Annotated in this window: 24 protein-coding genes; 9 read left to right on the top strand and 15 right to left on the bottom strand. The window is 72.4% G+C overall.

The window, feature by feature from the left end:
- Positions 1 to 283 precede the first annotated feature (283 nt).
- Entirely contained in the window at positions 284 to 1,711 is a 1,428-nt protein-coding gene (locus tag ACFYZS_RS16335; RefSeq protein ID WP_389012193.1) for a SulP family inorganic anion transporter, read from the top strand.
- A 19-nt stretch (positions 1,712 to 1,730) separates the two neighbouring features.
- Positions 1,731 to 2,978, top strand: coding sequence for an APC family permease (locus tag ACFYZS_RS16330; RefSeq protein ID WP_389012190.1), 1,248 nt, complete (start codon positions 1,731 to 1,733; stop codon positions 2,976 to 2,978).
- Here the strand turns inward: ACFYZS_RS16330 and ACFYZS_RS16325 are convergent.
- The 14 genes from ACFYZS_RS16325 to ACFYZS_RS16260 form a co-directional block, all read right to left on the bottom strand.
- A complete protein-coding gene (locus ACFYZS_RS16325; protein ID WP_389012188.1) occupies positions 2,962 to 3,489 on the bottom strand; it encodes an SMI1/KNR4 family protein in 528 nt (175 codons plus the stop codon). The two genes, ACFYZS_RS16330 and ACFYZS_RS16325, sit on opposite strands and share 17 nt — an antisense overlap.
- Positions 3,490 to 3,553: 64 nt before the next feature.
- The gene (locus ACFYZS_RS16320) at positions 3,554 to 4,534 is read right to left on the bottom strand and encodes a glycosyltransferase family 2 protein (RefSeq protein ID WP_389012185.1); all 981 of its coding nucleotides are present in this window, start codon (positions 4,532 to 4,534) and stop codon (positions 3,554 to 3,556) included.
- Positions 4,535 to 4,599: 65 nt separating this feature from the next.
- Positions 4,600 to 4,992, bottom strand: coding sequence for a YccF domain-containing protein (locus tag ACFYZS_RS16315; protein WP_376094484.1), 393 nt, complete (start codon positions 4,990 to 4,992; stop codon positions 4,600 to 4,602).
- Positions 4,989 to 5,852 carry a zinc metalloprotease HtpX gene (htpX, locus tag ACFYZS_RS16310; RefSeq protein WP_030870104.1) on the bottom strand — a complete coding sequence of 288 codons (864 nt, stop codon included), beginning with the start codon at positions 5,850 to 5,852 and terminating at the stop codon, positions 4,989 to 4,991. The genes ACFYZS_RS16315 and htpX overlap by 4 nt, the downstream gene beginning before the upstream one ends.
- Before the next feature lie 235 nt (positions 5,853 to 6,087).
- The gene (locus tag ACFYZS_RS16305) at positions 6,088 to 7,644 is read right to left on the bottom strand and encodes an NADH-quinone oxidoreductase subunit N (protein ID WP_389012180.1); all 1,557 of its coding nucleotides are present in this window, start codon (positions 7,642 to 7,644) and stop codon (positions 6,088 to 6,090) included.
- Positions 7,641 to 9,254 carry a NuoM family protein gene (locus ACFYZS_RS16300; RefSeq protein ID WP_389012683.1) on the bottom strand — a complete coding sequence of 538 codons (1,614 nt, stop codon included), beginning with the start codon at positions 9,252 to 9,254 and terminating at the stop codon, positions 7,641 to 7,643. Before ACFYZS_RS16300 ends, ACFYZS_RS16305 begins: the two co-directional genes overlap by 4 nt.
- A 38-nt stretch (positions 9,255 to 9,292) precedes the next feature.
- Entirely contained in the window at positions 9,293 to 11,356 is a 2,064-nt protein-coding gene (locus ACFYZS_RS16295) for an NADH-quinone oxidoreductase subunit L (RefSeq protein ID WP_389012177.1), read from the bottom strand.
- Positions 11,353 to 11,700, bottom strand: coding sequence for an NADH-quinone oxidoreductase subunit NuoK (gene nuoK, locus ACFYZS_RS16290; RefSeq protein WP_389012174.1), 348 nt, complete (start codon positions 11,698 to 11,700; stop codon positions 11,353 to 11,355). The genes ACFYZS_RS16295 and nuoK overlap by 4 nt, the downstream gene beginning before the upstream one ends.
- Positions 11,700 to 12,305: an NADH-quinone oxidoreductase subunit J gene (locus ACFYZS_RS16285; RefSeq protein ID WP_389012680.1), complete on the bottom strand. Its 606-nt coding sequence runs from the start codon at positions 12,303 to 12,305 to the stop codon at positions 11,700 to 11,702. Before ACFYZS_RS16285 ends, nuoK begins: the two co-directional genes overlap by 1 nt.
- Positions 12,306 to 12,310: 5 nt before the next feature.
- On the bottom strand, positions 12,311 to 12,919 hold the full coding sequence (locus ACFYZS_RS16280; RefSeq protein ID WP_389012171.1) for a NuoI/complex I 23 kDa subunit family protein: 609 nt from the start codon (positions 12,917 to 12,919) through the stop codon (positions 12,311 to 12,313).
- Positions 12,919 to 13,878, bottom strand: coding sequence for an NADH-quinone oxidoreductase subunit H (locus ACFYZS_RS16275; RefSeq protein ID WP_389012168.1), 960 nt, complete (start codon positions 13,876 to 13,878; stop codon positions 12,919 to 12,921). The genes ACFYZS_RS16280 and ACFYZS_RS16275 overlap by 1 nt, the downstream gene beginning before the upstream one ends.
- On the bottom strand, positions 13,875 to 15,089 hold the full coding sequence (locus tag ACFYZS_RS16270) for an NADH-quinone oxidoreductase subunit C (protein ID WP_389012165.1): 1,215 nt from the start codon (positions 15,087 to 15,089) through the stop codon (positions 13,875 to 13,877). Before ACFYZS_RS16270 ends, ACFYZS_RS16275 begins: the two co-directional genes overlap by 4 nt.
- Positions 15,086 to 15,688, bottom strand: coding sequence for an NADH-quinone oxidoreductase subunit B (locus ACFYZS_RS16265; protein ID WP_389012162.1), 603 nt, complete (start codon positions 15,686 to 15,688; stop codon positions 15,086 to 15,088). The genes ACFYZS_RS16270 and ACFYZS_RS16265 overlap by 4 nt, the downstream gene beginning before the upstream one ends.
- The gene (locus tag ACFYZS_RS16260) at positions 15,679 to 16,086 is read right to left on the bottom strand and encodes an NADH-quinone oxidoreductase subunit A (protein ID WP_030163040.1); all 408 of its coding nucleotides are present in this window, start codon (positions 16,084 to 16,086) and stop codon (positions 15,679 to 15,681) included. The genes ACFYZS_RS16265 and ACFYZS_RS16260 overlap by 10 nt, the downstream gene beginning before the upstream one ends.
- Before the next feature lie 147 nt (positions 16,087 to 16,233).
- Here ACFYZS_RS16260 and ACFYZS_RS16255 point away from each other — a divergent pair, with 147 nt between their 5' ends.
- The 5 genes from ACFYZS_RS16255 to ACFYZS_RS16235 all read left to right on the top strand — a co-directional run bounded on the left by ACFYZS_RS16255 (position 16,234) and on the right by ACFYZS_RS16235 (position 23,083).
- Positions 16,234 to 17,433, top strand: coding sequence for a sensor histidine kinase (locus ACFYZS_RS16255; protein WP_389012159.1), 1,200 nt, complete (start codon positions 16,234 to 16,236; stop codon positions 17,431 to 17,433).
- Between the two features lie 229 nt (positions 17,434 to 17,662).
- Positions 17,663 to 18,946 carry a sensor histidine kinase gene (locus tag ACFYZS_RS16250; protein ID WP_389012157.1) on the top strand — a complete coding sequence of 428 codons (1,284 nt, stop codon included), beginning with the start codon at positions 17,663 to 17,665 and terminating at the stop codon, positions 18,944 to 18,946.
- 193 nt (positions 18,947 to 19,139) lie between these two features.
- A complete protein-coding gene (locus ACFYZS_RS16245; protein ID WP_030161942.1) occupies positions 19,140 to 19,799 on the top strand; it encodes a response regulator transcription factor in 660 nt (219 codons plus the stop codon).
- A 280-nt stretch (positions 19,800 to 20,079) separates the two neighbouring features.
- Positions 20,080 to 22,023, top strand: coding sequence for a 2-oxoacid:acceptor oxidoreductase subunit alpha (locus ACFYZS_RS16240; protein ID WP_389012154.1), 1,944 nt, complete (start codon positions 20,080 to 20,082; stop codon positions 22,021 to 22,023).
- The gene (locus tag ACFYZS_RS16235) at positions 22,016 to 23,083 is read left to right on the top strand and encodes a 2-oxoacid:ferredoxin oxidoreductase subunit beta (protein WP_389012151.1); all 1,068 of its coding nucleotides are present in this window, start codon (positions 22,016 to 22,018) and stop codon (positions 23,081 to 23,083) included. The genes ACFYZS_RS16240 and ACFYZS_RS16235 overlap by 8 nt, the downstream gene beginning before the upstream one ends.
- Positions 23,084 to 23,119: 36 nt before the next feature.
- On the opposite strand, the gene ACFYZS_RS16230 is transcribed toward ACFYZS_RS16235, so the two are convergent.
- Positions 23,120 to 23,500, bottom strand: coding sequence for a winged helix-turn-helix transcriptional regulator (locus tag ACFYZS_RS16230; RefSeq protein WP_389012149.1), 381 nt, complete (start codon positions 23,498 to 23,500; stop codon positions 23,120 to 23,122).
- 106 nt (positions 23,501 to 23,606) lie between these two features.
- Here ACFYZS_RS16230 and ACFYZS_RS16225 point away from each other — a divergent pair, with 106 nt between their 5' ends.
- Both ACFYZS_RS16225 and rarD read left to right on the top strand, forming a co-directional pair.
- Positions 23,607 to 24,461, top strand: coding sequence for an NAD(P)H-binding protein (locus tag ACFYZS_RS16225; RefSeq protein ID WP_389012146.1), 855 nt, complete (start codon positions 23,607 to 23,609; stop codon positions 24,459 to 24,461).
- Between the two features lie 200 nt (positions 24,462 to 24,661).
- Positions 24,662 to 25,618: an EamA family transporter RarD gene (rarD, locus tag ACFYZS_RS16220; RefSeq protein ID WP_389012677.1), complete on the top strand. Its 957-nt coding sequence runs from the start codon at positions 24,662 to 24,664 to the stop codon at positions 25,616 to 25,618.
- Positions 25,619 to 25,731 lie beyond the last annotated feature (113 nt).

The raw sequence follows: 25,731 nt of genomic DNA, 5'->3' as shown, positions 1-25,731 counted from the left end.
CGCCCCCCACCCCGCCCAAGCCCCCCGACTTCGCCACCCCTACCTTAACCCCCCGCTGCGGGCGGCCGCCCCCCCCCCCCCCGCCGGGCCCCCCGCCGCCCCCCCCCGCCCCGCGGGCCCGCGGCCGTTTCCGGGGCCGCGGCCGTCCTCGGGGGCGTGCGGATCATGTGCCGGGCGTACGCGGCGCGTGCGCCTCACTGGCCCCCAATGAGCACTTGGGCAACCGTGCGCGCACCCGCCAACCTGGCCGTATTCATCGCCGCTGGACAGGGGAGGGTCACGGATGCCTGGAGTCGGAACGTTTCGCGAAGACTTCGGGGCGTCCGTCGTCGTCGCGCTCGTCGCTCTGCCGCTCTGCGTGGGGGTGGCCGTCGCCTCCGGCGTGCCCGCGGAGCTGGGGATCGTGACCGGGGTGGTGGGCGGGCTGGTCACCGGCTGGTTCCCGGGCAGCTCGCTCCAGGTGAGCGGGCCGGCGGCCGGGCTCACCGTGCTCGTCTACGAGGCGGTGCAGACGCACGGGGCCCGCGCGCTGGGGGTCCTGGTGCTGGCCGCCGGGGTGCTCCAGCTGTGCATGGGGGCCCTGCGGCTCGGACGGTGGTTCCGGGCGATCTCCGTGGCCGTCGTGCACGGGATGCTCGCCGGGATCGGACTCGTGCTGATCGCGGGGCAGCTGTACGCCCTGGGCGGCGTCCCGGCTCCCGGCGCGACCCTGGAGAAGCTCGCCGCGGTGCCGGCTCTCGCCGCGGAGGCCGACTGGGCCGCCGTGGCGCTCGGGGCCGGGACCATCGCCGTCCTCGTGGCCTGGCGCCGGATGCCGGCCCGGCTGCGGCTCGTACCGGGCGCCCTGGTCGGGGTGGCGGCCGCCACCGCCGTGTCGGTGATGCTGCGGCTGCCCGTCGAGAAGGTGACCGTGACCGGCGTCCTGGGGGCCGTCGCCCCGCCCGGCTGGGCGGACTTCGGGATGCTGGCCTCCGCCGGGGCGCTCGGCACCGTGATCGCGCTGGCGCTGATCGCCTCCGCCGAGACCCTGTTCAGCGCGGCCGCCGTCGACCGCATGCACGACGGGCCGCGGACCCACTACGACCGGGAGCTCGTGGCGCAGGGGGTGGGCAACACCGTCTGCGGACTGCTCGGAGCGCTGCCGATGACCGCCGTGATCGTGCGCAGCGCCGCCAACGTGGAAGCCGGGGCCCGCACCCGGGCCTCCCGGGTCATGCACGGCGGCTGGCTGCTGCTGTTCGCCGTGGCGCTCCCCCAGCTGCTCCGGATCGTGCCGCTGGCCGCGCTGGCCGGGGTGCTGCTGCACGCCGGGTGGAAGCTGCTGCCGGCCCGAGCCGTCGCCGGCCTGTGGCGTACGCACCGGGGTGAGGCGGTGGTGCTGGTGGCGACGGCCGGCGCGGTCGTGGCCACCAACCTCTTCGAGGGCGTGCTGATCGGACTGGGTCTCGCCGTCGTGAAGGCGGCCTGGGAGACCTCCCACGTGCACATCGAGGAGGTGTGGGAGGGCGGGGAGCTCCACGTCCAGGTCCTGGGGAGCGCCAGCTTCCTGCGGCTGCCGAAGCTGCTCGACGAGCTGGACGCGCTGCCGGCCGGGCACCCCGTACGCCTCGACCTGAGCGGGCTGCGCCACCTCGACCACGCCTGCCTGACGGCCCTGCACGGCTGGGAGCGGAACCGGACGCCACTGACCGGCCGGGAAGGCGTCATCTAGGGGGGTTACCCTCCGCCCCGTGGACAACGAGTTGAAGCGCACGCTGGGGGTCTTCGACGCCGTCGTCGTCGGGCTCGGGGCGATGGTCGGTGCGGGCATCTTCGCCGCGCTCGCCCCGGCGGCGGGCGCGGCGGGGCCCGCGGGCGGTGCGCTGCTCGCGGCGCTGGCGGTGGCGGGCCTGGTCGCCTACTGCAACGCGCACTCCTCGGCGCGGCTGGCCGCCCGCCATCCGGCCTCCGGCGGGACCTACGTGTACGGGCGGGAGCGGCTCGGCCCGTTCTGGGGTTACCTGGCCGGCTGGGGTTTCGTCATCGGCAAGACCGCCTCGTGCGCGGCGATGGCGCTCACTGTGGGGGCGTACGTGTGGCCCGGGCGCCAGCATGCCGTGGCCGTCGCAGCGGTGGTGGCCCTCACGGCCGCGAGCTACGGCGGCGTGCAGAAGTCCGCGCGGATCGCCCGGGTGATCGTGGCGGCGGTGCTGGCCGTGCTGGCTGCGGTCGTGGTGGTGTGCCTGACGTCCGGCGCGGCGGACGCGGGACGGCTCGGCGGGTCGGCCGGGGGCGGCCTCGGCGGGCTGCTGCAGGCGGCCGGGCTGCTGTTCTTCGCATTCGCGGGGTACGCCCGGATCACCACCCTGGGCGAGGAGGTGCGTGATCCGGGGCGCACGATCCCGCGGGCGGTGCCCCTCGCCCTGGGGATCGCCCTGCTCGTGTACGCCGCGGTGGCGGTGGCGGCGCTGTCGGTACTGGGCGCCGGGGCCCTGGCGGCTTCCCCGGCCCCGCTGGCCGACGCGGTGCGGGCGGCCGGGATGCCCGGACTGACCCCCGTGGTCCGGGTCGGGGCGGCCCTGGCGGCGCTGGGCTCGCTGCTGGCCCTGGTGCTCGGGGTGTCGCGGACCACCCTGGCGATGGCCCGGGACGGCCATCTCCCCCGCGCGCTGGCCGCCGTACATCCCCGCCACCGGGTGCCGCACCATGCGGAACTCGCCGTGGGTGCGGTGGTCGCGGTGTTCGCGGCGACCACCGATCTGCGGGGCGCGATCGGTTTCTCGTCCTTCGGGGTGCTGGCCTACTACGCGATCGCGAACGCTTCTGCCTGGACGCTCGATTCAGGTGTCAAGGGCCGGGCCGTGGCAGCGGTCGGGCTGTCCGGCTGTGTGGTGCTGGCCTGCGCGCTGCCGGCCGCGGCGGTGGTCGCGGGGGCGGGCGTACTGGCCGTGGGCGTCGCCGCCTACCTGGTGCGCGGCCGGCTCAGACCCGGGATCTGAACTCCGCCCAGGGGCTCATCTCCAGCCCCGCGTCCTCCGAGTCGTCGCAGAACCAGGCGGTGCCGTCGAGCCAGCCGCGCAGCCAGTCGGCGAGGGCGGGCGAGTCGGCGTACCAGGCGAGGTCGGGATCGCCCGGATTCGGCTCGAACAGCAGGACTTGGGCGGTCTCGGAGCGGCAGTCCACGCACCCCAGCATGGCGCAGCCGTAGTCGGTTATCGGCAGGACGCCCTCGGGCCAGCCCCAGTCGCCGGCGCGCATCGCCGTGTACTGCCGGACGGCGGCCTCCAGCGGGAGCAGGCCGTACTCCGGGCCGAACCCGCCGTCCGCGATCCGGGTGTAGAGACCGGACAGGAGCGGGGGCAGGGCGAAGCCGAGTATGCCCTCGGCCCGACGCACCGCCCCGTCGGCCGCGGGGGCCGGCAGGCGCCCGGGCGCCAGGGTGCCGCCCTCGGGCCCGAAGCCGCCTACATGACGGGCGACTTGCTCCAGCAACTGCTCGGTCTCGTTCATGCACCCATCGTGACCCACCCCACTGACAATCGCCCTGACCTGCGGCGATCCCCCGGAGCCGGTGTCAGTTCCCGTTCCGTCCCGGATCCTTGCCGGTGTCGTCGCGCGCCGAGTCGTACCCGATGAAGTACGTGGGCCGGCGCTGGACCGCGGTGTAGATCCGGCCGATGTACTCGCCGAGCAGCCCCACGCAGATCAGCTGCACGCCGCCGAGGAAGAGCATGGCGACGAACAGCGAGCTCCAGCCCGGCACGGTCTTGCCGAGCAGGAAGACCACCAGGGTCCAGGCGATCATCACGAAGCAGGTGACGAAGCTGATGACACCGAGCCAGGTCGCCAGCCGCAGCGGCGCGGCCGAGAAGTTGGTGATGCCGTCCACGGCGAGGCGGATCATCTTGCTCAGCGGGTACTTGGTCTCGCCCGCCACCCGCTCGCCCCGCCGGTAGGTCACCTGCCCGCTCGGGAAACCGAGCCACGGCACCAGCAGCCGGTAGACCTGGTGCTGGTCCGGCAGGGACTTGAGGGCCTCGACCGCCTCGCGGCTGAGCAGGCGGAAGTCCCCGGCCTGTGCGGGCACCTGCTTGCCGACCATGCGGCGCATCAGCCAGTAGTAGGCGGCGGCGGTGCGGCGCTTGAAGCCGGTGTCGGTGCTGCGGTCGGAGCGGACGCCGTAGACGATGTCGAGGTTCTCGGACCGGGCCAGGTCCAGCATCTCCGGTATTTTCTCCGGCGGATCCTGGAGGTCGGCGTCGATGCTGGCCACGTACGCCCCGACCGAGCTGTGCAGCCCGGCGCGCAGGGCGGCCTGGTGGCCGGAGTTGCCGCGCAGCCGCACGATGCGGAGTTCGGGCCAGTCCGTACGGAACTTCTCGAGGAGTTCGCCGGTCCGGTCGGTGCTCCCGTCGTCGACGGCGAGGACCTCGTAAGGGACTCCGGTTTCGTCGAGGACCGGGCGCAGGCGGCTCACCAGGGCGGGGAGGGCCTCTTCCTCGTTGTACATCGGCACGATGACCGAGAGGGTCGTGGCCGTGCTCGCAGCCGACACTGGTTCTTCCTGCCCGTGAGTTCTCGCCCGTGCGTTCTGCCCGGGTGCCTGCGCCGCCCCGCCGCCTACCGGGACGCGAACGGCGCGTCGGTCGGGACGATCTCACGGCCCAGCGGGAGCAGGGACAGCGGGACCATCTTGAAGTTGGCGATGCCGAACGGGATGCCGATGATCGTCACGCACAGGGCGATGCCGGTGACGATGTGGCCGAGGGCGAGCCACCAGCCCGCCAGGACCAGCCACAGCACGTTGCCGATGCAGGACCCGGCGCCCGCGTCGTGGCGCTCGACCGTGGTGTAGCCGAAGGGCCAGAGCGCGTAGAGGGCGATGCGGAAGGCCGCGATGCCGAACGGGATGCCGATGATCGTGATGCAGAGGATCACGCCCGCGAGGCAGTAGCCCAGGAACAGCCAGATGCCGCTGAGGACAAGCCAAATGATGTTGAGGATGGTCTTCATCGGCTACGTCCTGCCATCTGTTCGAGCCGGGCGATGCGCTCGGCCATCGGAGGGTGCGTCGAGAACATCTTAGAAAGGCCCTGGCCCGGGCGGAACGGGTTGGCGATCATCATGTGGCTCGCGGTCTCCAGCCTGGGCTCGGGGGGCAGCGGGAGCTGCTTGACGCCGGCGTCCAGCTTGCGCAGGGCGCTGGCCAGGGCGAGTGGGTCGCCGGTGAGCTGGGCGCCGGACGCGTCCGCCTCGTACTCGCGCGAGCGGCTGATGGCCAGCTGGATCACGGAGGCGGCCAGCGGGCCGAGGATCATGATCAGCAGCATGCCGAGGATGCCGGGCCCCTCGTCGTCGTTGGACCGGCCGACCGGGATCAGCCAGGCGAAATTCACCAGGAACATGATGACGGAGGCGAGGGCTCCGGCGACGGAGGAGATCAGGATGTCGCGGTTGTAGACGTGGCTCAGCTCGTGGCCGATCACCCCGCGCAGCTCGCGCTCGTCGAGGATGCGCAGGATGCCCTCGGTGCAGCAGACCGCGGCGTTGCGCGGATTGCGGCCGGTGGCGAACGCGTTCGGCGCCTCGGTCGGCGAGATGTAGAGCCGGGGCATCGGCTGGCGCGCGGACGTGGAGAGCTCGCGCACCATGCGGTAGAGCTGCGGGGCCTCGAACTCGCTGACGGGGCGGGCGCGCATCGCGCGTAGAGCCAGTTTGTCGCTGTTCCAGTACGCGTACGCGTTCGTCCCCAGCGCGACGAGGACGGCGATGATCAGACCGCCCCGCCCGAAGAAGCTTCCGATGAGGATGATGAGTGCGGACAGCCCGCCGAGGAGTACGGCGGTCTTCAGCCCGTTGTGCCGGCGGTGCACGGTACGCCCTCCAAATGGTGCGGCAGGGGAGCCCCGTCCTGGATCTGAGGGTCTACGGTCCAGTGGACCCTCCCTCTCCGCTCAACGCGAGGTGAGGGCGTCTGGTTCCCGGGGCGCGGCGGCCCCGCCGCCCGGGAGGCCGGGGCGGCGGGGGTCCGGCGGGCGTTGGGCCGTACGGGTCACGGCGTACGGGTCACGGCGTACGGGTGGTCACGGCGTACGGGTCCGCCGCGGACTACTGCGGGAACAGGCTGCCCGACGCGAAGCGCAGGACCAGTTGCGGGGCGCCCGAGAGCACCAGCGCGATGACGGCGGTGACCGCGATCGCGACGGTGACCGGCCACGGGGCCTTCGTACGGGCGCCCTCGGCGGGGAACTCCGGGGCGCGGAAGAGCAGCGCCGTCCAGCGCAGGTAGTAGTACAGGGCGATGACGACGTTGACCGCCATGACCACGGCCAGCCAGCCGAGGCCCGCGTCGACCGCGGAGCGGAAGACGGTGACCTTGGCGAAGAGGCCGATGAGGCCCGGCGGCAGGCCGGCCAGGCAGAGCAGGAAGAAGGCCAGCGCGAGGGCGGCGGCGGGGCGCTCCGCGTAGAGGCCGCGGTAGTCGCTGATCCGGTTCCGCGGCTTCGTACGGGCGACCAGGGCGGCCACGGAGAAGGCGCCGAGGTTCACGGCGGCGTACATCAGGGCGTAGGCGACGGTGGAGCCGATCTGGTCGCGGCCGGAGTACGCGGCGGCGGCGATCGGGACGAGCAGGTAGCCGGCCTGGCCGACCGAGGACCAGGCGAGCAGCCGGACGGCGCTGTTCGGCCGGTCCGCGCGCTGGCGCAGGGCGGCGGCGTTGCCGAGCGTCATGGTGAGCGCGGCGATGACGGCGAGGGCCGGGCCCCAGATGTCGGAGTACGCGGGGAAGGCGATCACCGTGACGAGGATGAGGCCGGTGAAGCCCACGGCCTTGCCGATCACGGAGAGGTAGCCCGCGATGGGCAGCGGCGCGCCGACGTAGGTGTCCGGGACCCAGAAGTGGAAGGGGACCGCGGCGGTCTTGAAGGCGAAGCCGACGAGGGTGAGCGCGACGCCGGCCATGGCGAGGGTGTCGAGCTGCCCGGGGACGTCTTCGAGCCGGTCGGCGACCTGCGTGAGGTGCAGGGAGCCGGTGGCGGCGTAGACGAAGCTGATGCCCATCAGCGACACGGCGGTGGCGGTGACGGAGGACAGGAAGAACTTCAGGGCGGCCTCGGAGGAGAGGCGGTCCCCGCGGCGCATGCCGACGAGGGCGAAGGCGGGCAGGGAGGCGACTTCGAGGGCGACGATCAGGGTGGCGAGGTCGCGCGAGGCGGGCAGCAGGGCGGCGCCGGCGGCGGAGGACAGCAGCAGGAACCAGTACTCGCCGGCCGGCATGCGCGCTTCGCGGACGGCGGTGACCGACAGCAGGGCGGTGACCAGCGCGCCGGCCAGGACCAGGAACTGGATGACGAGCGCGAAGTGGTCGGCGGTGTAGCTGCAGGCGCCGGGGTCCGTGGTGAGGCAGAAGGTGGCGCGGTCGCCGGCGCGCAGCGGCAGCAGGGTGGCGGTCGCCGCGGCGAGGCCGGCGACGGAGAGCCAGCCGAGCAGGTGCTTGCTCCGCTCCGGTACGAAGAGGTCGGCGACCAGGACGACCAGGGCGACGGCGGCGGGGAGCACCACGGGGGTGATCGCGAGCCAGTCGACGCTCTGGACGAGGCTCGCGGCCTCGGCGGCCGGGGCCGCCGAGGGGGCGGACAGAACGGAGGCCGTCAGGGCCGTCATGCGTTGCCTCCTGCGAGGAGCTTCTGGACGGCCGGGTCGGTGAGGCCGAGGAGGACGGCGGGCCACAGGCCGGCGAGGACGGTGAGGGCCACGAGCGGGGTCCAGGCGGCGAACTCGTAGCGCTGGATGTCGGCGAGCTCGAGCCCGGGCAGGTGCCCGGAAGCCGCCCCGGACGCGGATCCGGAAGCGGACACGGATCCGGGCTCGGGCCGGGCCTTGGGGTCGCCCATGCAGACGCGCCGTACGACGATCAGCAGGTAGGCGGCGGTGAGCAGGGTGCCGAACGCGCCGAAGGCCATGTAGGTGAGGAAGGCGGGCCTGGACAGGCCCCGCGCCGGGTCGAACGCGCCGAACAGGGCCAGCATCTCGCCCCAGAAGCCGGCGAGGCCGGGCAGGCCGAGCGAGGCGACGGCGGCGAAGGCGAGGAAGGCGCCGAGGCGGGGGGCGCGGCCGTAGAGGGCGGCTCCGGTGGCTCCGGCGAGGGTGTCGAGGTCGGCGGTGCCGTAGCGGTCCTTGAGGGCGCCCACCAGGAAGAAGAGGAGGCCGGTGATCAGGCCGTGGGCGATGTTCGCGAACAGCGCGCCGTTGACGCCGGTGGGGGTCATGGAGGCGATGCCGAGGAGGACGAAGCCCATGTGGCCGACGGAGGAGTACGCGATGAGGCGCTTGAGGTCGCCCTTGTTGCCCTTGCGGGCGAGCGAGAGGCAGGCGAGGGACCCGTAGACGATGCCCACGGCGGCGAAGGCGCCCAGGTAGGGGGCGAAGGTGGCCATGCCGTCGGGGGTGACGGGGAGCAGGATGCGGACGAAGCCGTACGTGCCCATCTTGAGCAGGACACCGGCCAGCAGCACGGACCCGACGGTGGGGGCGGCCGTGTGGGCGTCGGGCAGCCAGCTGTGCAGCGGCCACATCGGGGTCTTCACGGCGAGGCCGATGCCGATGGCGAGCACGGCCAGGAGCTGGGTGGTGTGGGTCAGTTCGCGGCCGTTGTCGGAGGCGAGTGCCACCATGTCGAAGGTGCCGCTGTTCACTCCGATGAGCAGCAGTCCGAGGAGCATGACCACGGAGCCGAGGAGGGTGTAGAGGATGAACTTCCAGGCGGCGGCCTGCCGCTGAGCACCGCCCCAGCGGGCGATGAGGAAGTACATCGGGATGAGGACCATCTCGAAGGCGAGGAAGAACAGCAGCAGGTCGAGGACGGCGAAGGTCGCGAGGGTGCCGGATTCCAGGACGAGGAGCAGGGCGACGAAGGCCTTCGGGGAGGGGCCTTCGGGGAGCTTGAAGTAGCTGTAGAGCGCGCAGAGGAAGAACAGCAGCGCGGTCATCAGGAGGAGGGGGAGCGAGATGCCGTCGATGCCGAGGTGGATCCGGACGTTCAGCGCCTGGATCCAGCTGATGTCCGTGGTCGCCTGGAAGCGGGCCGGGGCGTCGTGGTCGAAGCCCAGGGCGAGGGCGATGGCCGCGGCGAGGATCACGCCGGTCACGGTCACGCCGTGGCGCAGCACGGCCTGTTCGGGGCTCTTGCCCTTGAGTCCGGGCGGGGCGGGCAGGAGGGCCGCGACGGAGCCGAGGAGCGGTGCGGCCACGACGAACGCCAGAAGGAACTGCATCACGGACGGGCTGATATCAATCACGGCTGACTCACGGCTCACGATCCGGCGTTGACGTTGGCGAGGACGGCGGTGGCGATCGCCAGGACCACGGCGCCGGCGAGCAGGGCGCTCAGGTAGCTCTGCACGTTGCCGGTCTGGGCCCGGCGTACGAGGCTGCCGAGCAGCCGGGGTCCGGCGCCCGCACCGCTGACGTACGTGTCCACGACCTCGCGGTCGAGGAAGCGGACGAGGCTCGCGGCGGCGCGGACGGGGCGGACGAACAGCCGGTCGTAGACGGCGTCGAGGTGGAAGCCGTCGGCCGCGTGGCGGTGCAGGGGGCCGAGCAGTGCGCGGCCGGGGTCGGCGGCGGGACCCGCCGGGACGGCGGGGTGCTCGTGGCTGACCTCCGCGACCTCGGGGGCCTCGGCCGCGGATTCGGCGGCCGCGGTGGCCGCGGAGACTCCGGCGGCCACGGCGGCGGGCTGCTCGGCGCCGGTGCCGGCGGCGAGGGCGCCGGGGGCGGGTCCGGCCGCGGCGGGGGCCGCGGCGGTCTTCGCGGTGGCCCGCTGCCACAGGGCGTAGGTCAGGATCGCGCCGACGGCGGCGGCTCCGGTGCCGAGGACGGATGTGGTCAGCGTCGGGGTGAGCTCGTTGCCGTCGAACCAGTCGGCGATCGGTCCGGCGGTGAGGCCGAGTCCGATGGACGGGATCGCGAGCAGCCACAGCACGCCGGTCATGGCGATGGGCTCCCTGCCGTGGTCGGGGGCGGCGGCGCCCCGGCCCCGGAAGGCCATCAGCCACAGCCGGGTGGCGTAGGCGGCGGTGAGCAGGGCCGTCAGCACACCGGAGACGAGCACGACCCAGCCGGCGGCGCTGGGGGCGAATTCCGAGTGCCCGCCGGCGGCGTGCTCGGCGGCGACGAGGACGGCCTCCTTGGAGAAGAAGCCGGCGAAGGGCGGGATCGCGGCGAGCGCGAGCAGCGCGATCGTCATGGTCCAGAAGGCGTCGGGGATGCGCTTGGCCAGCCCGTCCATCCGTGACATGGCGGCCAGGGAGTTCGTGCCGGCGGCGTGGATGATCACGCCCGCGCCGAGGAACAGCAGCGCCTTGAAGGCGCCGTGGGACAGCAGGTGGAAGACGGCGGCGCCGCGGTCGCCGACGGCCAGGGCCCCGGTCATGTAGCCGAGCTGGCCGATCGTGGAGTAGGCGAGCACGCGCTTGATGTCGTCCTGGGCCAGGGCGGCGAGGCCGGAGCCGACCATCGTGACGGCCGCCATGACGGCCATGACCACCAGAGCGGCCTGCGAGGCGGCGAAGACCGGGAGGAGGCGGGCGACGAAGTAGACGCCGGCGGCGACCATCGTCGCGGCGTGGATCAGCGCGGAGACCGGGGTGGGGCCCGCCATGGCGTCGGGGAGCCAGGTGTGCAGCGGGAACTGCGCGGACTTGCCCGCGACTCCGGCGAGCAGCAGGAGCGCGATCAGCGTGGGGTGGTCGAGTCCGCCCGCGGCGACGGTGCCCAGGATCTTGGGGATCTCGAAGGAGCCGGCGTCGGTGGCGAGCGCGAACAGGCCGATCAGGAAGGGGACGTCGCCCAGCTTGGTGACGAGGAAGGCCTTCAGGGAGGCGGAGCGGGCCGCCTCGGTCTCCCAGTAGTGGCCGACGAGGAAGTACGAGCAGATGCCCATGACCTCCCAGCCGACCAACAGCACCATCAGGTCGCCGGAGTAGACGACGAGCAGCATGGCGGAGGTGAACAGCGAGACCAGAGCGGCGTACGAGGGGTAGCGCGGGTCCTCGCGGAGGTACGCCGTGGAGTAGAGCTGCACGCAGGTGGCGATGACGCCGACCAGCACGGCGACCAGGGCGGCGAAACCGTCCAGGTAGAGCGAGAGGTCGATCGGCACCGAGCCGGTCGGGGTCAGCTCGGTCGAGGCGACGAGCGGCGTGCCGCCGCCCTGGCGGACGGCGACGAGCACGGCCAGTACGGCCGAGGCCAGCGCCGGCAGCACGGCGAGGGGCCGGACGAAGCCGGGGGCGCGGCGGCCGAGCAGCAGTCCCGCGACCGCCCCGAGGAAGGGCAGGAGCGGGACGAGGACCGCGAGGGTCGTGGTGCTCACGCGGTGACCTCGCTCTTGTCGTTCGGGGCGGGCTCGTGGCCCTCGGCGGTGTCGCGCAGCCGGTCGACGTCCGAGGTGCCGCGGTTGCGGTACACCATCAGCACGATCGCCAGTCCGATGCCGATCTCGGCGGCGGCGATGGCGATGGTGAAGAGGGTGAGGGCCTGGCCGGCGTGCAGGGCGTCGCGGAGCCAGACGTCGAAGGCCACGAGGTTGAGGTTGACGGCGTTGAGCATCAGCTCGACGGACATCAGGACCAGGATGGCGTTGCGGCGGGCGAGCACTCCGTACAGGCCCGTGCAGAAGAGGAGCGCCGCGAGCACGGCGGGGTAGGCGAGGTGCATCAGCGCTGCTGCCCCTTCGTGTTCGTTTCGTCGGCGGATCCGCCGGCAGCGGTGTCCCTGCGGGAGAGAACGATGGCGCCGATCAGGGCCGCGAGGAGGAGGACGGAGAGCGCTTCGAAGGGCAGCACCCAGTGCTGGAAGAGGATCTCGCCGGAGACCTTGGTGGAGCCCTGGGCGGGTCCGTCGAGGTCGATCCAGGTGGTGCGGAAGGCGTCGACGACGACCCAGACGAGGGATGCGGCCGCGACGAGGGCGACGCCGAGGGCCACCCATCGGTTGCCGGAGTCGGCGTCCGGGGAACGGCCGATGGGGGCCTTGGTGAGCATCAGTCCGAAGAGCAGGAGGACGACCACGGAACCGAGGTAGATCAGGACCTGGACCCAGGCGATGAACTCGGCGGTCAGCAGCAGGTACTCGACGGCGATGCCGCCGAGGGCGACGACCAGCCAGAGGGCGGCGTGCACGAGCTGCTTGGTGGTGACGGTGATCGCGGCCGCGCCGAGGGTGGCGAGGCCGACGAGGACGAAGGCGATCTCGACGCCGGTCGGGGAGAGGAACCCGTGGCCCGTCGCCGCGGCGGCCAGCGTGGTGGCCGCGGGGGTCAGGTCGGTCACGCGTCTCCCTCCGGGGTGTTGGGGGTGTCGGTCTCGGGCGTCGTGGGCGCGGCGGCCTCGGCTGCCGCGGCCGCCGCCGCGGCGGCCGCGGCTTCGGCCTTCTCCGCCGCCTTGCGGGCTGCGGCGATCTCCTTGGGCTCCTCCGCGGCGGGGTCCAGGGCGGGCGGTGCCGGGACGGTCCACATCCACTCGCGCAGCTTGTCGCGCTCATGGGTCAGTTCGAGGATGTCCGTCTCCGCGTACTCGAACTCCGGCGACCAGAAGAGGGCGTCGAAGGGACACACCTCGATGCAGATGCCGCAGTACATGCAGAGGGAGAAGTCGATGGCGAAGCGGTCGAGGACGTTGCGGCTGCGCTCGCGGCCGCCGGGGGTGGCGGCCGGGACCGTCTCCTTGTGGGAGTCGATGTAGATGCACCAGTCGGGGCACTCGCGGGCGCACAGCATGCAGACCGTGCAGTTCTCCTCGAACAGGCCGATGACCCCGCGGGTGCGGGGCGGGAGTTCGGGCTGCACCTCGGGGTACTGGGCGGTGTGCGCGCGCTTCGTCATCGTGCGCAGGGTGACGGCGAGGCCCTTGGCGAGGCCGGATCCGGGGATGGGCATCAGCTGATCGCCACCTTCACGATGCCGGTGAGCGCGATCTGGGCGAGCGCGAGCGGGATGAGTGTGGTCCAGGCGAGCTTCTGGAGCTGGTCCTCGCGCAGGCGCGGGTAGCTGACGCGGAGCCAGATCACGACGAAGGCGAGGACCGCCGTCTTGAGGAGGGTCCAGACCCAGCCGTCGGCGATCGGGCCGTGCCAGCCGCCGAGGAAGAGGACGGTGGTGAGGGCGCAGAGGACGACGATGCCGGCGTACTCGGCGAGCAGGAACAGCGCGAAGCGCAGGCCGGTGTACTCGGTGTACGCGCCGAAGATGATCTCGGAGTCGGCGACGGGCATGTCGAAGGGGGGCCGCTGGAGTTCGGCGAGGCCGGCGGTGAAGAAGACGAGCGCGCCGGTGATCTGCCAGGGGAGCCACCACCACTGGAAGGCGTCGACGATGCCGGGCAGGGACACGGTCCCGGCGGCCATCGCGACGGAGGCGGCGGCGAGCAGCATGGGGAGCTCGTACGCGAGGAGCTGGGCGGCGGTGCGCAGGCCTCCGAGCAGGGAGAACTTGTTGGCGGAGGCCCAGCCGGCCATGAGGCTGCCGAGGACGCCGACGCCCATGACGGCGAGGACGAAGAACAGTCCGGCGTCGATGACCTGGCCGACGGCGCCTTCGCCGGGGCCGATGGGGATGGCGACGAGGACGAGGAGGTACGGGAGCAGGGCGACGGCCGGGGCGAGCTGGAAGATGCGGCGGTCGGCGCCCGCCGGGACGATGTCTTCCTTCTGCGCGAACTTCACGCCGTCGGCGACGAGCTGGGCCCAGCCGTGGAAGCCGCCGGCGTACATGGGGCCGAGGCGGCCCTGCATGTGGGCCATGACCTTGTGCTCGGTCTGCCCGACGACGAGCGGGAGCACGAGGAACACGGCGAAGACGACGATGAGTCGCAGCGCGACGTCGAGGACGTCGTTCACGCGTCGCCTCCGTTGGGGTCGGATTCGGACTCGGACTCGGATTCGGACTCGGGTGCGCCGGTGGGCGCGGACTCCGGGCCGGGGGCCGGTGCGGGCTTCGGCTCGGCGCCGGGCCGCGGGCCGACATCGGGCGTGGTCTTCGGCTCGCCCTTCGGGCCCGGGTCGGCCGCGGGGGCCGGCGCGGGCTCCGGTCCCGGTTCCGCTCCCGGTTCCGTTTCCGCGAAGGCGGGCTGCGGCTTGTGCCAGGGCGCGTCCGCGCTGCGCGGGGCCGGGCGCCTGCCCGGCGCCACCGTGCGGCCGCGGATCGCCTGGCCCTCCGCGCGCGGCGGAGCCTCGGCTTCCGGCTGCGCCGGAGTCCCGGTCTCGGCCGGGGTCCCGGTCTCGGCCGGGGTCCCGGTCTCCGGCGGGGTCGCGGCCTGGCTGACCGAGCCGTCCGTCACCGAGCGGGTACGCCGGGGCGGGCGCGGGGCGGCCTCGGCCTCCGGCTGCGCCGTCTGGCTGGCCGAGCCGTCCGTCACCGAGCGGGTACGCCGGGGCGGGCGCGGGGCGGCCTCGGCCTCCGGGGCGCCGGCGGCGGCTGCGGCTGCGCGGGGGGTGCGCGCCGTGCGGGCCGGGCGGGTGGGGGCCGGGGGGAGCTGGCCCTTCATCGGGCCCCAGTCGTTGGGGTCCGGGACGCCCGGCGGGAGCATCTGGCGGCGCTTCGGGGCGTCGGGGTCGTGCGCCTCGCCCGGCTCCTTGGCGCCCGGCCAGGCCTTCGCGACGCGCGCGGCCAGGACGAAGTCCTTCCGCAGGGGGTGGCCCTCGAAGTTCTCCGGGAGGAGCAGGGGAACCAGGTGCGGGTGGTCCGTGAAGACCACGCCGAACATCTCGTGCGTCTCGCGTTCGTGCCACTCCGCGCCCGCGTAGATCGCGACCGCGGAGGGGAGGGAGGGCGCCGAGTGCGGGACCGTCGTACGCAGGAGCAGGCGGCGGACGCGGTGGTTCTCGAGGGAGACGACGTGCGCGCACACGCGGAAGCCCGTGCCCGGCTCGTCCACCGCGCTCAGCCAGTCGAAGTACGTGCAGCCCAGCTTGTCGCGGGCGATCTCCAGCGACGGGATCCAGCTTCCGGCCGGGACGTCCACCGTCAGGACGTCGTAGGAGTGGTCGGCGAGCGCCTCCGCGCCGAAGATCGTCGCCACCGCGTCGGGAAGGGAGTCGTAGAGGTTCATGCGCCCGCTCCGGGGGCCGGCGGGGGCGTGATCAGGCCGCTCGTCAGCTGGGCGGTCGAGGCGGCCGTCGCGTAGCGGTCCGCCAGCGACTCCCTGGCGATCTTCTCCTGGAGCTTGAGGATGCCCTGGAGCAGCGCCTCGGGGCGCGGCGGGCAGCCGGGGACGTAGACGTCGACCGGGATGATCTGGTCGACGCCCTTGGTCACCGAGTACGAGTCCCAGTACGGCCCGCCGCAGTTGGAGCAGGCGCCGAAGGAGATGACGTACTTCGGCTCCGGCATCTGCTCGTACAGCCGCTTCACGGCCGGCGCCATCTTGTCCGTCACCGTGCCCGAGACGATCATCAGGTCCGCCTGGCGCGGGCCGGGCGCGAACGGGATGACGCCGAGGCGGATGAAGTCGTGCCGGGCCATCGACGCGGCGATGAACTCGATCGCGCAGCAGGCGAGACCGAAGTTGAAGACCCACAGGCTGTAGCGGCGGCCCCAGTTCAGGACCACCTTCATGGGCTCGGGCGCAAGGCGGGAGAGGACTCCCAGGCGCTTGGGCTCCGGGAGCAGCTGGGGCTCGGCCGGTGTACCGGCCGGTGTCACGTCCATTCGAGGACGCCCTTCTTGTACGCGTAGAGCAGGCCGACGGCCAGGAAGCCCAGGAAGATGAACATCTCCACGAGCGTGGTGGCGCCGTAACCGGCGGCGGCGAACACCGTCGCCCACGGGAAGAGGAAGATCGAGTCGACGGCGAAGATGACGTAGAGGAACGCGTAGACGTAGTAGCGGACCTGGGTGTGCGCCCAGCCCTCGCCGACGGGGTCCACGCCGCACTCGTACGTCAGCAGCTTCTCGGGGGTCGGGACGACCGGTCTCAGCAGGCGGCCCGCGCCGAACGCGACGGCCACGAAGAGCACACCGAGGACGGCCAGCAGGCCGACGACCGAATAACTCCGGAAATAGTCCGCCGCGAGCACGGTTACGGTCGATACCGTTGGGTCGGGCACGTCCGTTCCTCGCTCCTTGGCCACTGTCGATGATCTGGTACGGACGGGAGTCTAGGGCCTGGTCCACACAGGGTGGGGTTATCCCCCGTTTACTGCGGCCCGGCTGCCCCATGGCAACGGCGGACCGGAATTGGCAGGCTGGGCGGCATGACCGCGCCCATTCAAGTCTCCCACCCAGGTCCCGACAACGACCGGCCTCCGCCCGTACGCCCGGCCCTGGGGGCCGTGGCGTGGAAAGAGACCGTCCATCTGCTGGGCAATCTTCCGCTCGCGCTCGTCGGTTTCGTCTACACGGTGACCATGGTGGCGACCGCGGGCGGCCTGTCCGTGACCGCGATCGGCCTTCCGCTGCTCGCGCTCGGTCTCTTCGGATCCCGCCAGTTGGGACGGCTGGAGCGGGCGCGGGCGCGCGCGCTGCTCGGCGTACGGGTGGAGGAGCCGACCCCGCTGCCGGGGCCGCGGCGGGCCGGCGGGTTCTTCCCCTGGCTGTGGGCGGGCGTGAAGGACCCGGTGGCGTGGCGGACCGTGCTGTACGAGCTGGTGCGGCTGCCGTGGGGGGTATTGACGTTCACGGTGGCGCTGGTGGGGCTGCTGGTGCTGTGGCCGGTGCTGCCGTACGTGGTGCGGTGGCTGTCGAACGTGGACCGGCTGATGGTGCGGGGGCTGCTGTCGCCCTCGGACGAGCTGGAGCGGCGGATCGCGGAGCTGGAGTCCGACCGCGGGGTGGTCGTGGACACGGCGGCGGCCGACATGCGGCGCATCGAGCGGGACCTGCACGACGGGGCGCAGGCGCGGCTGGTGGCGCTGGCGATGGGGTTGGGCCTGGCGAAGGAGAAGCTGCTGGAGGATCCGGACGCGGCGGCGGCGATGGTCGACGAGGCGCACGGGGAAGTGAAGCTGGCGCTCCAGGAGCTGCGCGATCTGGCGCGGGGGATCCACCCGGCCGTGCTGACCGACCGGGGGCTGGACGCGGCGCTGTCGGCGGTGGCCTCGCGGTGCGTGGTGCCGGTGAAGGTGGCGGTGGATCTGCGGGAGCGGCCCGCGGCCGCGATCGAGGGGATCGCGTACTTCACGGTGTCCGAGCTGCTGCAGAACGTGAGCAAGCACGCGGGGGCCCGGGGGGCGAGCGTGGAGGTGTGGCGGACCTCCGGGACCGCCGCCGCCCCGACCCGGCTGCTGATCCGGGTTTCGGATGACGGACGGGGCGGTGCCGCCGTGGGGGGCGGGTCGGGGCTGGCCGGGCTGGCCGAGCGGCTGCGGGCCGTGGACGGGGTGTTCGTGGTCGACTCCCCCGAGGGGGAGGGGACGGTGGTGACGGCGGAGCTGCCGTGGCGCGGGCGCGGCTGAACCGGCGGCCTCGGCCGCGTGATCGGGACCCCCGTCCGGGGCGGGTGCGGGCGGGGGTCCCGGCCGTCGGCGCGTCGTACGCCGGGCCGGGCTGATCGACCGGGGCTGGACCGGGAGGTGGTGGGGTTATCCCCACCATGGGGACGCCTACCCGCCCGATGGTTCCGGGGGCTCCCGGGCGGGAGGGTGGGGTGTGGTTACGGGAAGCGTCGAGAGGGCGGGTTGGATTATGGGTTTCGGCCGTGCGTTGCGGGCTCCCGTCGAGGGGCGGACCTGGCGGGAGTTCGGGTACCTGCTGCTCGGGCTGCCGCTGAGCCTGCTGTACTTCTCGCTCGCCGTCACCGGGGTCAGCCTCGGCGCCGGGCTGCTCGTCACCTTCCTCGGGGTCCCGGTGCTCGCCGGGGTGCTCGCCATGTGCCGGGGGTTCGGGCGGGTCGAGCGGGGCCGGGCGCGGGCCATGCTCGGGCTCGACATCGCCGAGCCCGCGCCCGTCCGGGCGCAGAAGCGGGGTCCGCTCGCCGCCATGGGGGCCCTGCTCAAGAGCGGCAGCGCCTGGCGGCACGCGCTGTACTCCGTGATCCACCTCCCTTGGGCCGTTTTCGCCTTCACCCTGGCACTGGTGTTCTGGGCGTACGGCTGGGCCTTCCTGCTGTACCCGGTCTGGTTCTGGGTCTTCCCGGCCTACACCGACTGGCCCGGGCTCCAGCTCTTCCAGAACGACGACTACACCTTCTACCTCGACTCCCCCGCCGAGATCGCCCTCGCCTTCCTCGTCGGGCTGGCCTTCACCCTGGCCACGCCCTGGGTGGTGCGGGCCCTGACCACCGTCGACCGGGTGCTCGTCGCCGGGCTGCTCGGCCCCTCGCGCCTGGACCACCGGGTCACCGAGCTGGAGTCCGACCGCGGGGTCGTCGTCGACACCGCGGCCGCCGACCTGCGCCGCATCGAGCGCGACCTGCACGACGGGGCGCAGGCCCGCCTCGTGGCGCTGGCGATGGACCTCGGGCTGGCGAAGGAGAAGCTGACCGAGGACCCCCGGGCCGCCGCCCGGATGGTGGACGAGGCGCACGGAGAGGTGAAGATCGCGCTCCAGGAGCTGCGCGACCTGGCCCGCGGGATCCACCCGGCCGTGCTGACCGACCGCGGTCTGGACGCGGCGCTGTCCTCCGTCGCCTCCCGCTGCACGGTGCCGGTACGGGTGTCCGCGGACCTGCCGGACCGGCCGGCCTCCGCCGTCGAGGGGATCGCGTACTTCACCGTCTCGGAGCTGCTGCAGAACATCAGCAAGCACTCCGGGGCCCGTACCGCGAGCGTGGACGTGTGGAAGTCCGGGGACCGGCTGCTGATCCAGGTCGCGGACGACGGGCGCGGCGGCGCGAGCAGCGGGGGCGGGGGCACGGGGCTGGCCGGGCTCGCCGAGCGGCTGGACGCCGTGGACGGGGTGCTGGTCCTCGATTCCCCGGCCGGCGGCGGCACCACCGTCACCGCCGAGCTCCCCTGGCGGTCCCGGTAGTCCCGGTCCCGGTAGTCCGGTCCCGGCGGTCCGGTCCCGGCGGTCCGGTCCCGGCGGTTCCGGTCCCGGCTCCTGCGTACGGCTCATCCGATGATCCCCACTCGCCTCCATCCGGCCCCCGGGCTGGGATGCTTGGCTGCGTCAGGCACATCGGACGACGTGGACGCGGGAGCTGCTGGACGTGGAAGACAGGGTGCGGGTGGTCATCGCCGAGGATTCAGTGCTGCTGCGTGAGGGCCTGACCCGGTTGCTGACCGACCGGGGGCATGACGTCGTGGCCGGCGTCGGGGACGCGGAGGCCCTGATCAAGACGGTGGCGGAGCTGGCCGCCGAGGATGCGCTGCCGGATGTGGTGGTGGCCGACGTACGGATGCCGCCGACGCACACCGACGAGGGCGTGCGGGCGGCTGTACGGCTGCGGCGCGAGCATCCCGGGATAGGCGTGCTCGTGCTGTCGCAGTACGTGGAGGAGCAGTACGCCACCGAACTGCTGGCCGGTTCCAGTACCGGGGTGGGGTACCTGCTCAAGGACCGGGTGGCCGACGTGCGGGAGTTCCTGGACGCCGTCGTGCGCGTGGCCCGGGGCGGGACCGCCCTGGACCCGGAGGTGGTCGCCCAGCTGCTCGGGCGCAGCCGGAAGCAGGACGTGCTGGCGGGGCTGACCCCGCGCGAGCGCGAGGTGCTGGGCCTGATGGCCGAAGGGCGGACCAATTCGGCCGTGGCCAAGCAGCTCGTGGTCAGCGACGGGGCGGTGGAGAAGCACGTCAGCAACATCTTCATGAAGCTCGGGCTGTCCCCGAGCGACGGGGACCACCGGCGGGTTCTGGCCGTTCTCACCTACCTGCGGTCTTGATCGAAAGACCGGGGGCATTGATCAAAACCTTGATCAACTGACACCCTGTCAGGTGCGGCGTTACGGCACCCGGCCGCACGGGGCTCGCACTATTTCTGCACGGCACGAAATCTCGGAATCTCTCGGAATCCCGTGGACCCGCGTAATCCCACGGGATTCTCTCGACAGACCGCCGCGGACGACGGTCCAGAATACGAGCGTCCCCCGGGAAGGCCGGCCCTGCCGACGTAGGGTTGACCTTGGGAACGGGAACGCCACGCCTCGAAGGAGGTCCAGTTCAGTGACCAGCCAGGTCAGTAGTCCAGCCGAACAGGCCGACGGGGCCGAAGGTGCCGTAGTCGGCGAACAGCGGACACCCCCGGCCCCGGGCGGCAAGGAAGTGCGCCGCCTGGACCGGGTGATCATCCGTTTCGCGGGTGACTCGGGTGACGGCATGCAGCTCACCGGTGACCGGTTCACCTCGGAGACGGCTTCCTTCGGGAACGACCTCTCCACGCTGCCGAACTTCCCGGCCGAGATCCGCGCCCCTGCCGGCACCCTGCCGGGGGTTTCGTCCTTTCAGCTGCATTTCGCCGATCACGACATCCTGACGCCGGGCGACGCCCCGAACGTACTGGTGGCGATGAATCCGGCGGCGCTGAAGGCGAACATCGCGGACGTCCCGCGCGGCGCCGAGATCATCATCAATACAGATGAATTCACCAAGCGCCCGATGGCGAAGGTGGGCTACGAGACCTCGCCGCTGGAAGACGGTTCGCTGGGCGCCTACAACATCCACCAGGTGCCGCTGACCACGCTCACCGTCGAGGCGCTGAAGGACTTCGGGCTCTCCCGCAAGGAGGCAGAGCGCAGCAAGAACATGTTCGCGCTGGGCCTGCTGAGCTGGATGTACCACCGCCCGACGGAGGGTACGGAGAACTTCCTGCGGCAGAAGTTCGCCAAGAAGCCCGACATCGCCGAGGCGAACGTGGCGGCCTTCCGGGCCGGCTGGAACTTCGGCGAGACCACCGAGGACTTCGCGGTCTCCTACGAGGTGGCCCCGGCGACCCGGGCCTTCCCGACGGGCACCTACCGGAACATCTCCGGGAACCTGGCCCTGTCGTACGGCCTGATCACGGCGAGCCGGCAGGCCGATCTGCCCCTCTACCTGGGCTCTTATCCGATCACCCCGGCGTCGGACATCCTGCACGAGCTGAGCAAGCACAAGAACTTCGGCGTGCGGACCTTCCAGGCCGAGGACGAGATCGCGGGCATCGGGGCGGCGCTCGGCGCGGCCTTCGGCGGCGCCCTCGGCGTGACGACCACCTCCGGACCCGGCGTGGCCCTCAAATCCGAGACGATCGGCCTGGCGGTCTCCCTGGAGCTGCCGCTGCTGATCGTGGACATCCAGCGGGGCGGCCCGTCGACGGGTCTGCCGACCAAGACGGAGCAGGCCGACCTGCTCCAGGCGATGTACGGGCGCAACGGCGAGGCCCCGGTGCCGGTCGTGGCCCCCCGGACCCCGGCGGACTGCTTCGACGCGGCCCTCGACGCCGCGCGGATCGCGCTGACCTACCGGACGCCGGTGTTCCTGCTCTCCGACGGATACCTGGCGAACGGCTCCGAGCCCTGGCGGATCCCCGACGTCGCCGACCTTCCCGACCTGAAGGTCCAGTTCGCCTCCGGGCCGAACCAGCGGCTCGCGGACGGCACCGAGGTGTTCTGGCCGTTCAAGCGCGATCCGCAGACCCTGGCCCGTCCGTGGGCTGTTCCGGGCACGCCGGGGCTGGAGCACCGCATCGGCGGCATCGAGAAGCAGGACGGCACGGGCAACATCTCCTACGACCCCGCCAACCACGACTTCATGGTCCGCACCCGCCAGGCCAAGATCGACGGGATCCGCGTCCCCGACCTGGAGGTCGACGACCCGGACGGCGCCCGCACCCTCGTCCTGGGCTGGGGCTCGACCTACGGCCCCATCACCGCCGCCGTCCGCCGGCTGCGCCATGTCGCCGCCCCCGTCGCACAGGCCCACCTGCGCCACCTCAACCCGTTCCCGGGGAATCTCGGGGAGGTCCTGAAGCGTTACGACAAGGTAGTGGTGCCGGAGATGAACCTCGGGCAGCTCGCCACCCTGATCCGGGCGAAGTACCTGGTCGACGCCCAGTCGTACACCCAGGTCAACGGAATGCCGTTCAAGGCTGAGCAGCTCGCGAAGGTTCTCGAGGAGGCCATCAATGACTGAGGTGACCGACGCCCCCCATCTGCTCTCCCTCGTGCCGAAGGCCGAGGGCAAGCAGTCGATGAAGGACTTCAAGTCGGACCAGGAGGTCCGCTGGTGCCCCGGGTGCGGTGACTACGCGGTACTGGCGGCCGTCCAGGGCTTCATGCCCGAGCTCGGGCTGGCGAAGGAGAACATCGTCTTCGTCTCCGGGATCGGCTGCTCCTCGCGTTTCCCGTACTACATGAACACCTACGGGATGCACTCGATCCACGGCCGCGCCCCGGCCATCGCCACCGGGCTGGCCACCTCGCGCCGCGACCTGTCGGTGTGGGTGGTCACCGGCGACGGCGACGCGCTCTCCATCGGCGGCAACCACCTGATCCACGCCCTGCGCCGCAACGTCAACCTCAAGATCCTGCTCTTCAACAACCGGATCTACGGACTGACCAAGGGCCAGTACTCGCCCACCAGCGAGGTCGGCAAGATCACCAAGTCCACCCCGATGGGCTCGCTCGACGCCCCCTTCAACCCCGTCTCGCTCGCCCTCGGAGCCGAGGCCACCTTCGTCGCCCGCACCATCGACTCCGACCGCAAACACCTCACCGAGGTGCTCCGCGCGGCCGCCGACCACCAGGGCACGGCCCTCGTGGAGATCTACCAGAACTGCAACATCTTCAACGACGGCGCCTTCGAGGTCCTCAAGGACAACACCCAGGCGCAGGAGGCCGTGATCCGGCTGGAGCAGGGGCAGCCGATCCGCTTCGGCACCGACGGGCACAAGGGCGTCGTACGCGACCAAGCCAGCGGGGAGCTGGAGGTCGTCACGGTGACCCCCGAGAACGAGTCCCGGATCCTGGTCCACGACGCGCACGGCGCCGGCCCGACCACCGCCTTCGCCCTGTCCCGGCTCGCCGACCCGCACACCCTGCACCAGACGCCCATCGGGGTCTTCCGCAGCGTGCAGCGGCCGGTCTACGACACCCTGATGGCCGAGCAGCTGGAGACGGCCGTCGACGCCAAGGGCAAGGGCGACCTCAGCACCCTCCTCGCCGGCAGCGACACCTGGACGGTCGTGGGCTGACCCGCGCCCCGCACAGCGGCGCCCGGAGTTCCCGCCTCAGGAGCTCCGGGCTTCGTCGTACGCGGCCCGCGCCGCCTGGACGTCGGCGGTGCGCCGCTCGGTCCAGCGGGCGAGCGCCCACACCTGCTCGGCGGCCTCGCGCCCGAGCTCGGTCAGCGAGTAGTCCACGCGCGGCGGGATCACGGGCTTGGCGTCGCGCAGCAGGAATCCGTCGCGCTCCAGCGTCTGGAGGGTCTGGGCCAGCATCTTCTCGCTGACGCCGCCCACCTCCCGGCGCAGTTCGCTGAAGCGGTACGAGCGCTCGACGAGCGCCGCCAGCACCAGGACGCCCCAGCGACTGGTGACGTGCTCCAGCACTCCGCGGGAGGGGCACATCGGGGCCTTCACGCTCACCGCAGGCTGCTCACTTACCTTCATACCAGTACCTTACTTTGAAGTGGGTACTTACGAAAGGTTAGCGCTCTCCTTAGGGTGGTGTCATACCGCGAAGCACGACACCGTCCGCACACAAGGAGCGCACCCCATGAGCATCGTCGTCACCGGAGCCACCGGAGCCCTCGGCCGCCTCGTCGTCGAGGAGCTGCTGAACCGGGTCCCCGCCGAGCGCGTCGCCGTCGTCGTCCGCAGCGAGGAGAAGGCCGCCGACCTGGCCGCGCGCGGTGTCGAGGTGCGCGTCGCGGACTACGACGCCCCCGAGACCCTGACCGGCGCCTTCCGCTCCGGCGACCGGGTCCTGCTGATCTCCGGCAACGAGGTCGGCCGCAGGGTTCCGCAGCACCTCGCCGTGATCGCGGCCGCGCGGGCCGCCGGCGTCGCCCAGCTCGCGTACACCGGGATCCTCGGCGGTCCCGAGGCCGACTTCGACCTGGCCGCCGAGCACAAGGTCACCGAGCAGGCCATCCTCGACTCCGGCCTGCCGCACACCTTCCTGCGCAACGGCTGGTACCACGAGAACTACACCGGGCAGCTGGGCACCGTCCTGGAGCACGGCGCGGTCGTGGGCAGCGCGGGCGAGGGCCGGATCGCCTCGGCCGCGCGGGCGGACTACGCCGCCGCCGCGGCCGCCGTACTGACCGGCGAGGGCCACCTGGACAAGGTGTACGAGCTCTCCGGCGACTCGGCGTGGAGCCTGGCGGAGTACGCGGCCGAGGTCGCGGCGCAGACCGGCAAGGAGGTCGCGTACAGCGAGGTCCCGGCCGAGGCGCACCTGTCGATCCTGACCGGCGCCGGGGTGCCCGAGGGCTTCGCGGCGATCCTCGTCGACGTGGACGCGGCGATCTCCCGCGGCCGGCTCGCCCACACCGGCGGGGACCTGTCCCGGCTGATCGGCCGCCCGACGACCCCGGTGGCCCACGCGATCGCCTCCGCCCTGGCCTGAGCGGGCCCGGGGCGGGCGGGGCGCGGCGCGAGGCGGGCGGGGCCGCGGCCCGGGGCGGGCATGGCCACGGCCCGAGTCCGCCTCGCCGCGGCCACGCAAGGCCCAGCACGTGTCATGAGTATCTCCTGCTAACGGGCATGACATCCGGTCCGCCCGGCGCTACCTTCGTGAGGTTGGCCGAATCACGACTGGAGGGCCCCGTGAAGGCGGAGAACGAGCAGCGCACGGGTTTGCTCTACGGATTCGGCGCATACGGGATGTGGGGGTTGGTCCCCCTGTTCTGGCCGCTGCTCAAGCCGTCCGGAGCCATCGAGATCCTCGCCCACCGCATGGTGTGGTCGCTGGGCGTGGTCGGGATCCTGCTGCTGGCCATGCGCCGCTGGGCCTGGATACGGGAGCTGCTCCGCCGGCCGCGCAAGCTGGCGCTGACCGCGCTGGCCGCCTCGGTGATCTCCGTGAACTGGGGCCTGTACATCTGGGCCGTCAACAACGGCGCGGTCGTCGAGGCCAGCCTCGGCTACTTCATCAACCCGCTCGTCACCATCGCGATCGGCGTGCTGGTCCTCGGGGAGCGGCTGCGCCGGGCGCAGTGGGCGGCCGTCGGCATCGGCGTGGCGGCCGTACTGGTGCTCGCCGTCGGGTACGGGCGGCCGCCGTGGATCTCGCTGGTGCTGGCCTTCTCCTTCGCCGCGTACGGGCTGATCAAGAAGAAGCTCAACATGGGCGGGGTCGAGTCGCTCGCCGCCGAGACCGCGCTGCTGTTCCTGCCCGCCCTCGGCTACCTGCTGTGGCTGGGCGCGCAGGGCAGGTCGAGCTTCGCCGCAGAGGGCCTCGGGCACGCCTCGCTGCTCGCCGCGACCGGGCTGGTCACCGCGATCCCGCTGGTCTGCTTCGGGGCGGCCGCGATCCGGGTCCCGCTGTCCACGCTCGGGCTGCTCCAGTACCTGGCCCCGGTGTTCCAGTTCGGGCTCGGCGTCGTGTACTTCCACGAGGCGATGCCGCCTGAGCGCTGGGCCGGATTCTCCCTGGTCTGGGCCGCGCTGGCGCTGCTGACCTGGGACGCGCTGCGTACGGCGCGCGGGACCCGGGCCCGGCTCGAGGCGGCGCGCGCCGCCGCCGGGCCGGTGGCGGTCGCGCCGGCGAACGAACCGGCGTAACGCCGCACCGCACACCCCACACCCCTCACGATCCCCGCTACGGAACCCCCGCAGCGGGGATCGTCCGTTTTCCGAACCCCCCTGACCGAATCTCGGTCTTGACGGGCAGTCAC

The organism is Streptomyces sp. NPDC001903 (assembly GCF_042891345.1).
Lineage (GTDB): Bacteria > Actinomycetota > Actinomycetes > Streptomycetales > Streptomycetaceae > Streptomyces.
The sequence above is the reverse complement of the archived record's forward strand: the minus strand, read 5'-3'. Positions and strand labels throughout refer to the sequence as shown.

Excerpts from the sequence above, each read along its gene's own strand:
- ACFYZS_RS16335 (WP_389012193.1), top strand. The coding sequence starts at position 284 with ATGCCTGGAGTCGGAACGTTTCGCGAAGACTTCGGGGCGTCCGTCGTC.
- ACFYZS_RS16325 (WP_389012188.1), bottom strand. The coding sequence starts at position 3,489 with ATGAACGAGACCGAGCAGTTGCTGGAGCAAGTCGCCCGTCATGTAGGC.
- ACFYZS_RS16315 (WP_376094484.1), bottom strand. The coding sequence starts at position 4,992 with ATGAAGACCATCCTCAACATCATTTGGCTTGTCCTCAGCGGCATCTGG.
- ACFYZS_RS16305 (WP_389012180.1), bottom strand. The coding sequence starts at position 7,644 with ATGACGGCCCTGACGGCCTCCGTTCTGTCCGCCCCCTCGGCGGCCCCG.
- ACFYZS_RS16300 (WP_389012683.1), bottom strand. The coding sequence starts at position 9,254 with ATGCAGTTCCTTCTGGCGTTCGTCGTGGCCGCACCGCTCCTCGGCTCC.
- nuoK (WP_389012174.1), bottom strand. The coding sequence starts at position 11,700 with ATGCACCTCGCCTACCCCGCCGTGCTCGCGGCGCTCCTCTTCTGCACG.
- ACFYZS_RS16280 (WP_389012171.1), bottom strand. The coding sequence starts at position 12,919 with ATGCCCATCCCCGGATCCGGCCTCGCCAAGGGCCTCGCCGTCACCCTG.
- ACFYZS_RS16270 (WP_389012165.1), bottom strand. The coding sequence starts at position 15,089 with ATGAACCTCTACGACTCCCTTCCCGACGCGGTGGCGACGATCTTCGGC.
- ACFYZS_RS16265 (WP_389012162.1), bottom strand. The coding sequence starts at position 15,688 with ATGGACGTGACACCGGCCGGTACACCGGCCGAGCCCCAGCTGCTCCCG.
- ACFYZS_RS16255 (WP_389012159.1), top strand. The coding sequence starts at position 16,234 with ATGACCGCGCCCATTCAAGTCTCCCACCCAGGTCCCGACAACGACCGG.
- ACFYZS_RS16250 (WP_389012157.1), top strand. The coding sequence starts at position 17,663 with ATGGGTTTCGGCCGTGCGTTGCGGGCTCCCGTCGAGGGGCGGACCTGG.
- ACFYZS_RS16235 (WP_389012151.1), top strand. The coding sequence starts at position 22,016 with ATGACTGAGGTGACCGACGCCCCCCATCTGCTCTCCCTCGTGCCGAAG.
- ACFYZS_RS16230 (WP_389012149.1), bottom strand. The coding sequence starts at position 23,500 with ATGAAGGTAAGTGAGCAGCCTGCGGTGAGCGTGAAGGCCCCGATGTGC.
- ACFYZS_RS16225 (WP_389012146.1), top strand. The coding sequence starts at position 23,607 with ATGAGCATCGTCGTCACCGGAGCCACCGGAGCCCTCGGCCGCCTCGTC.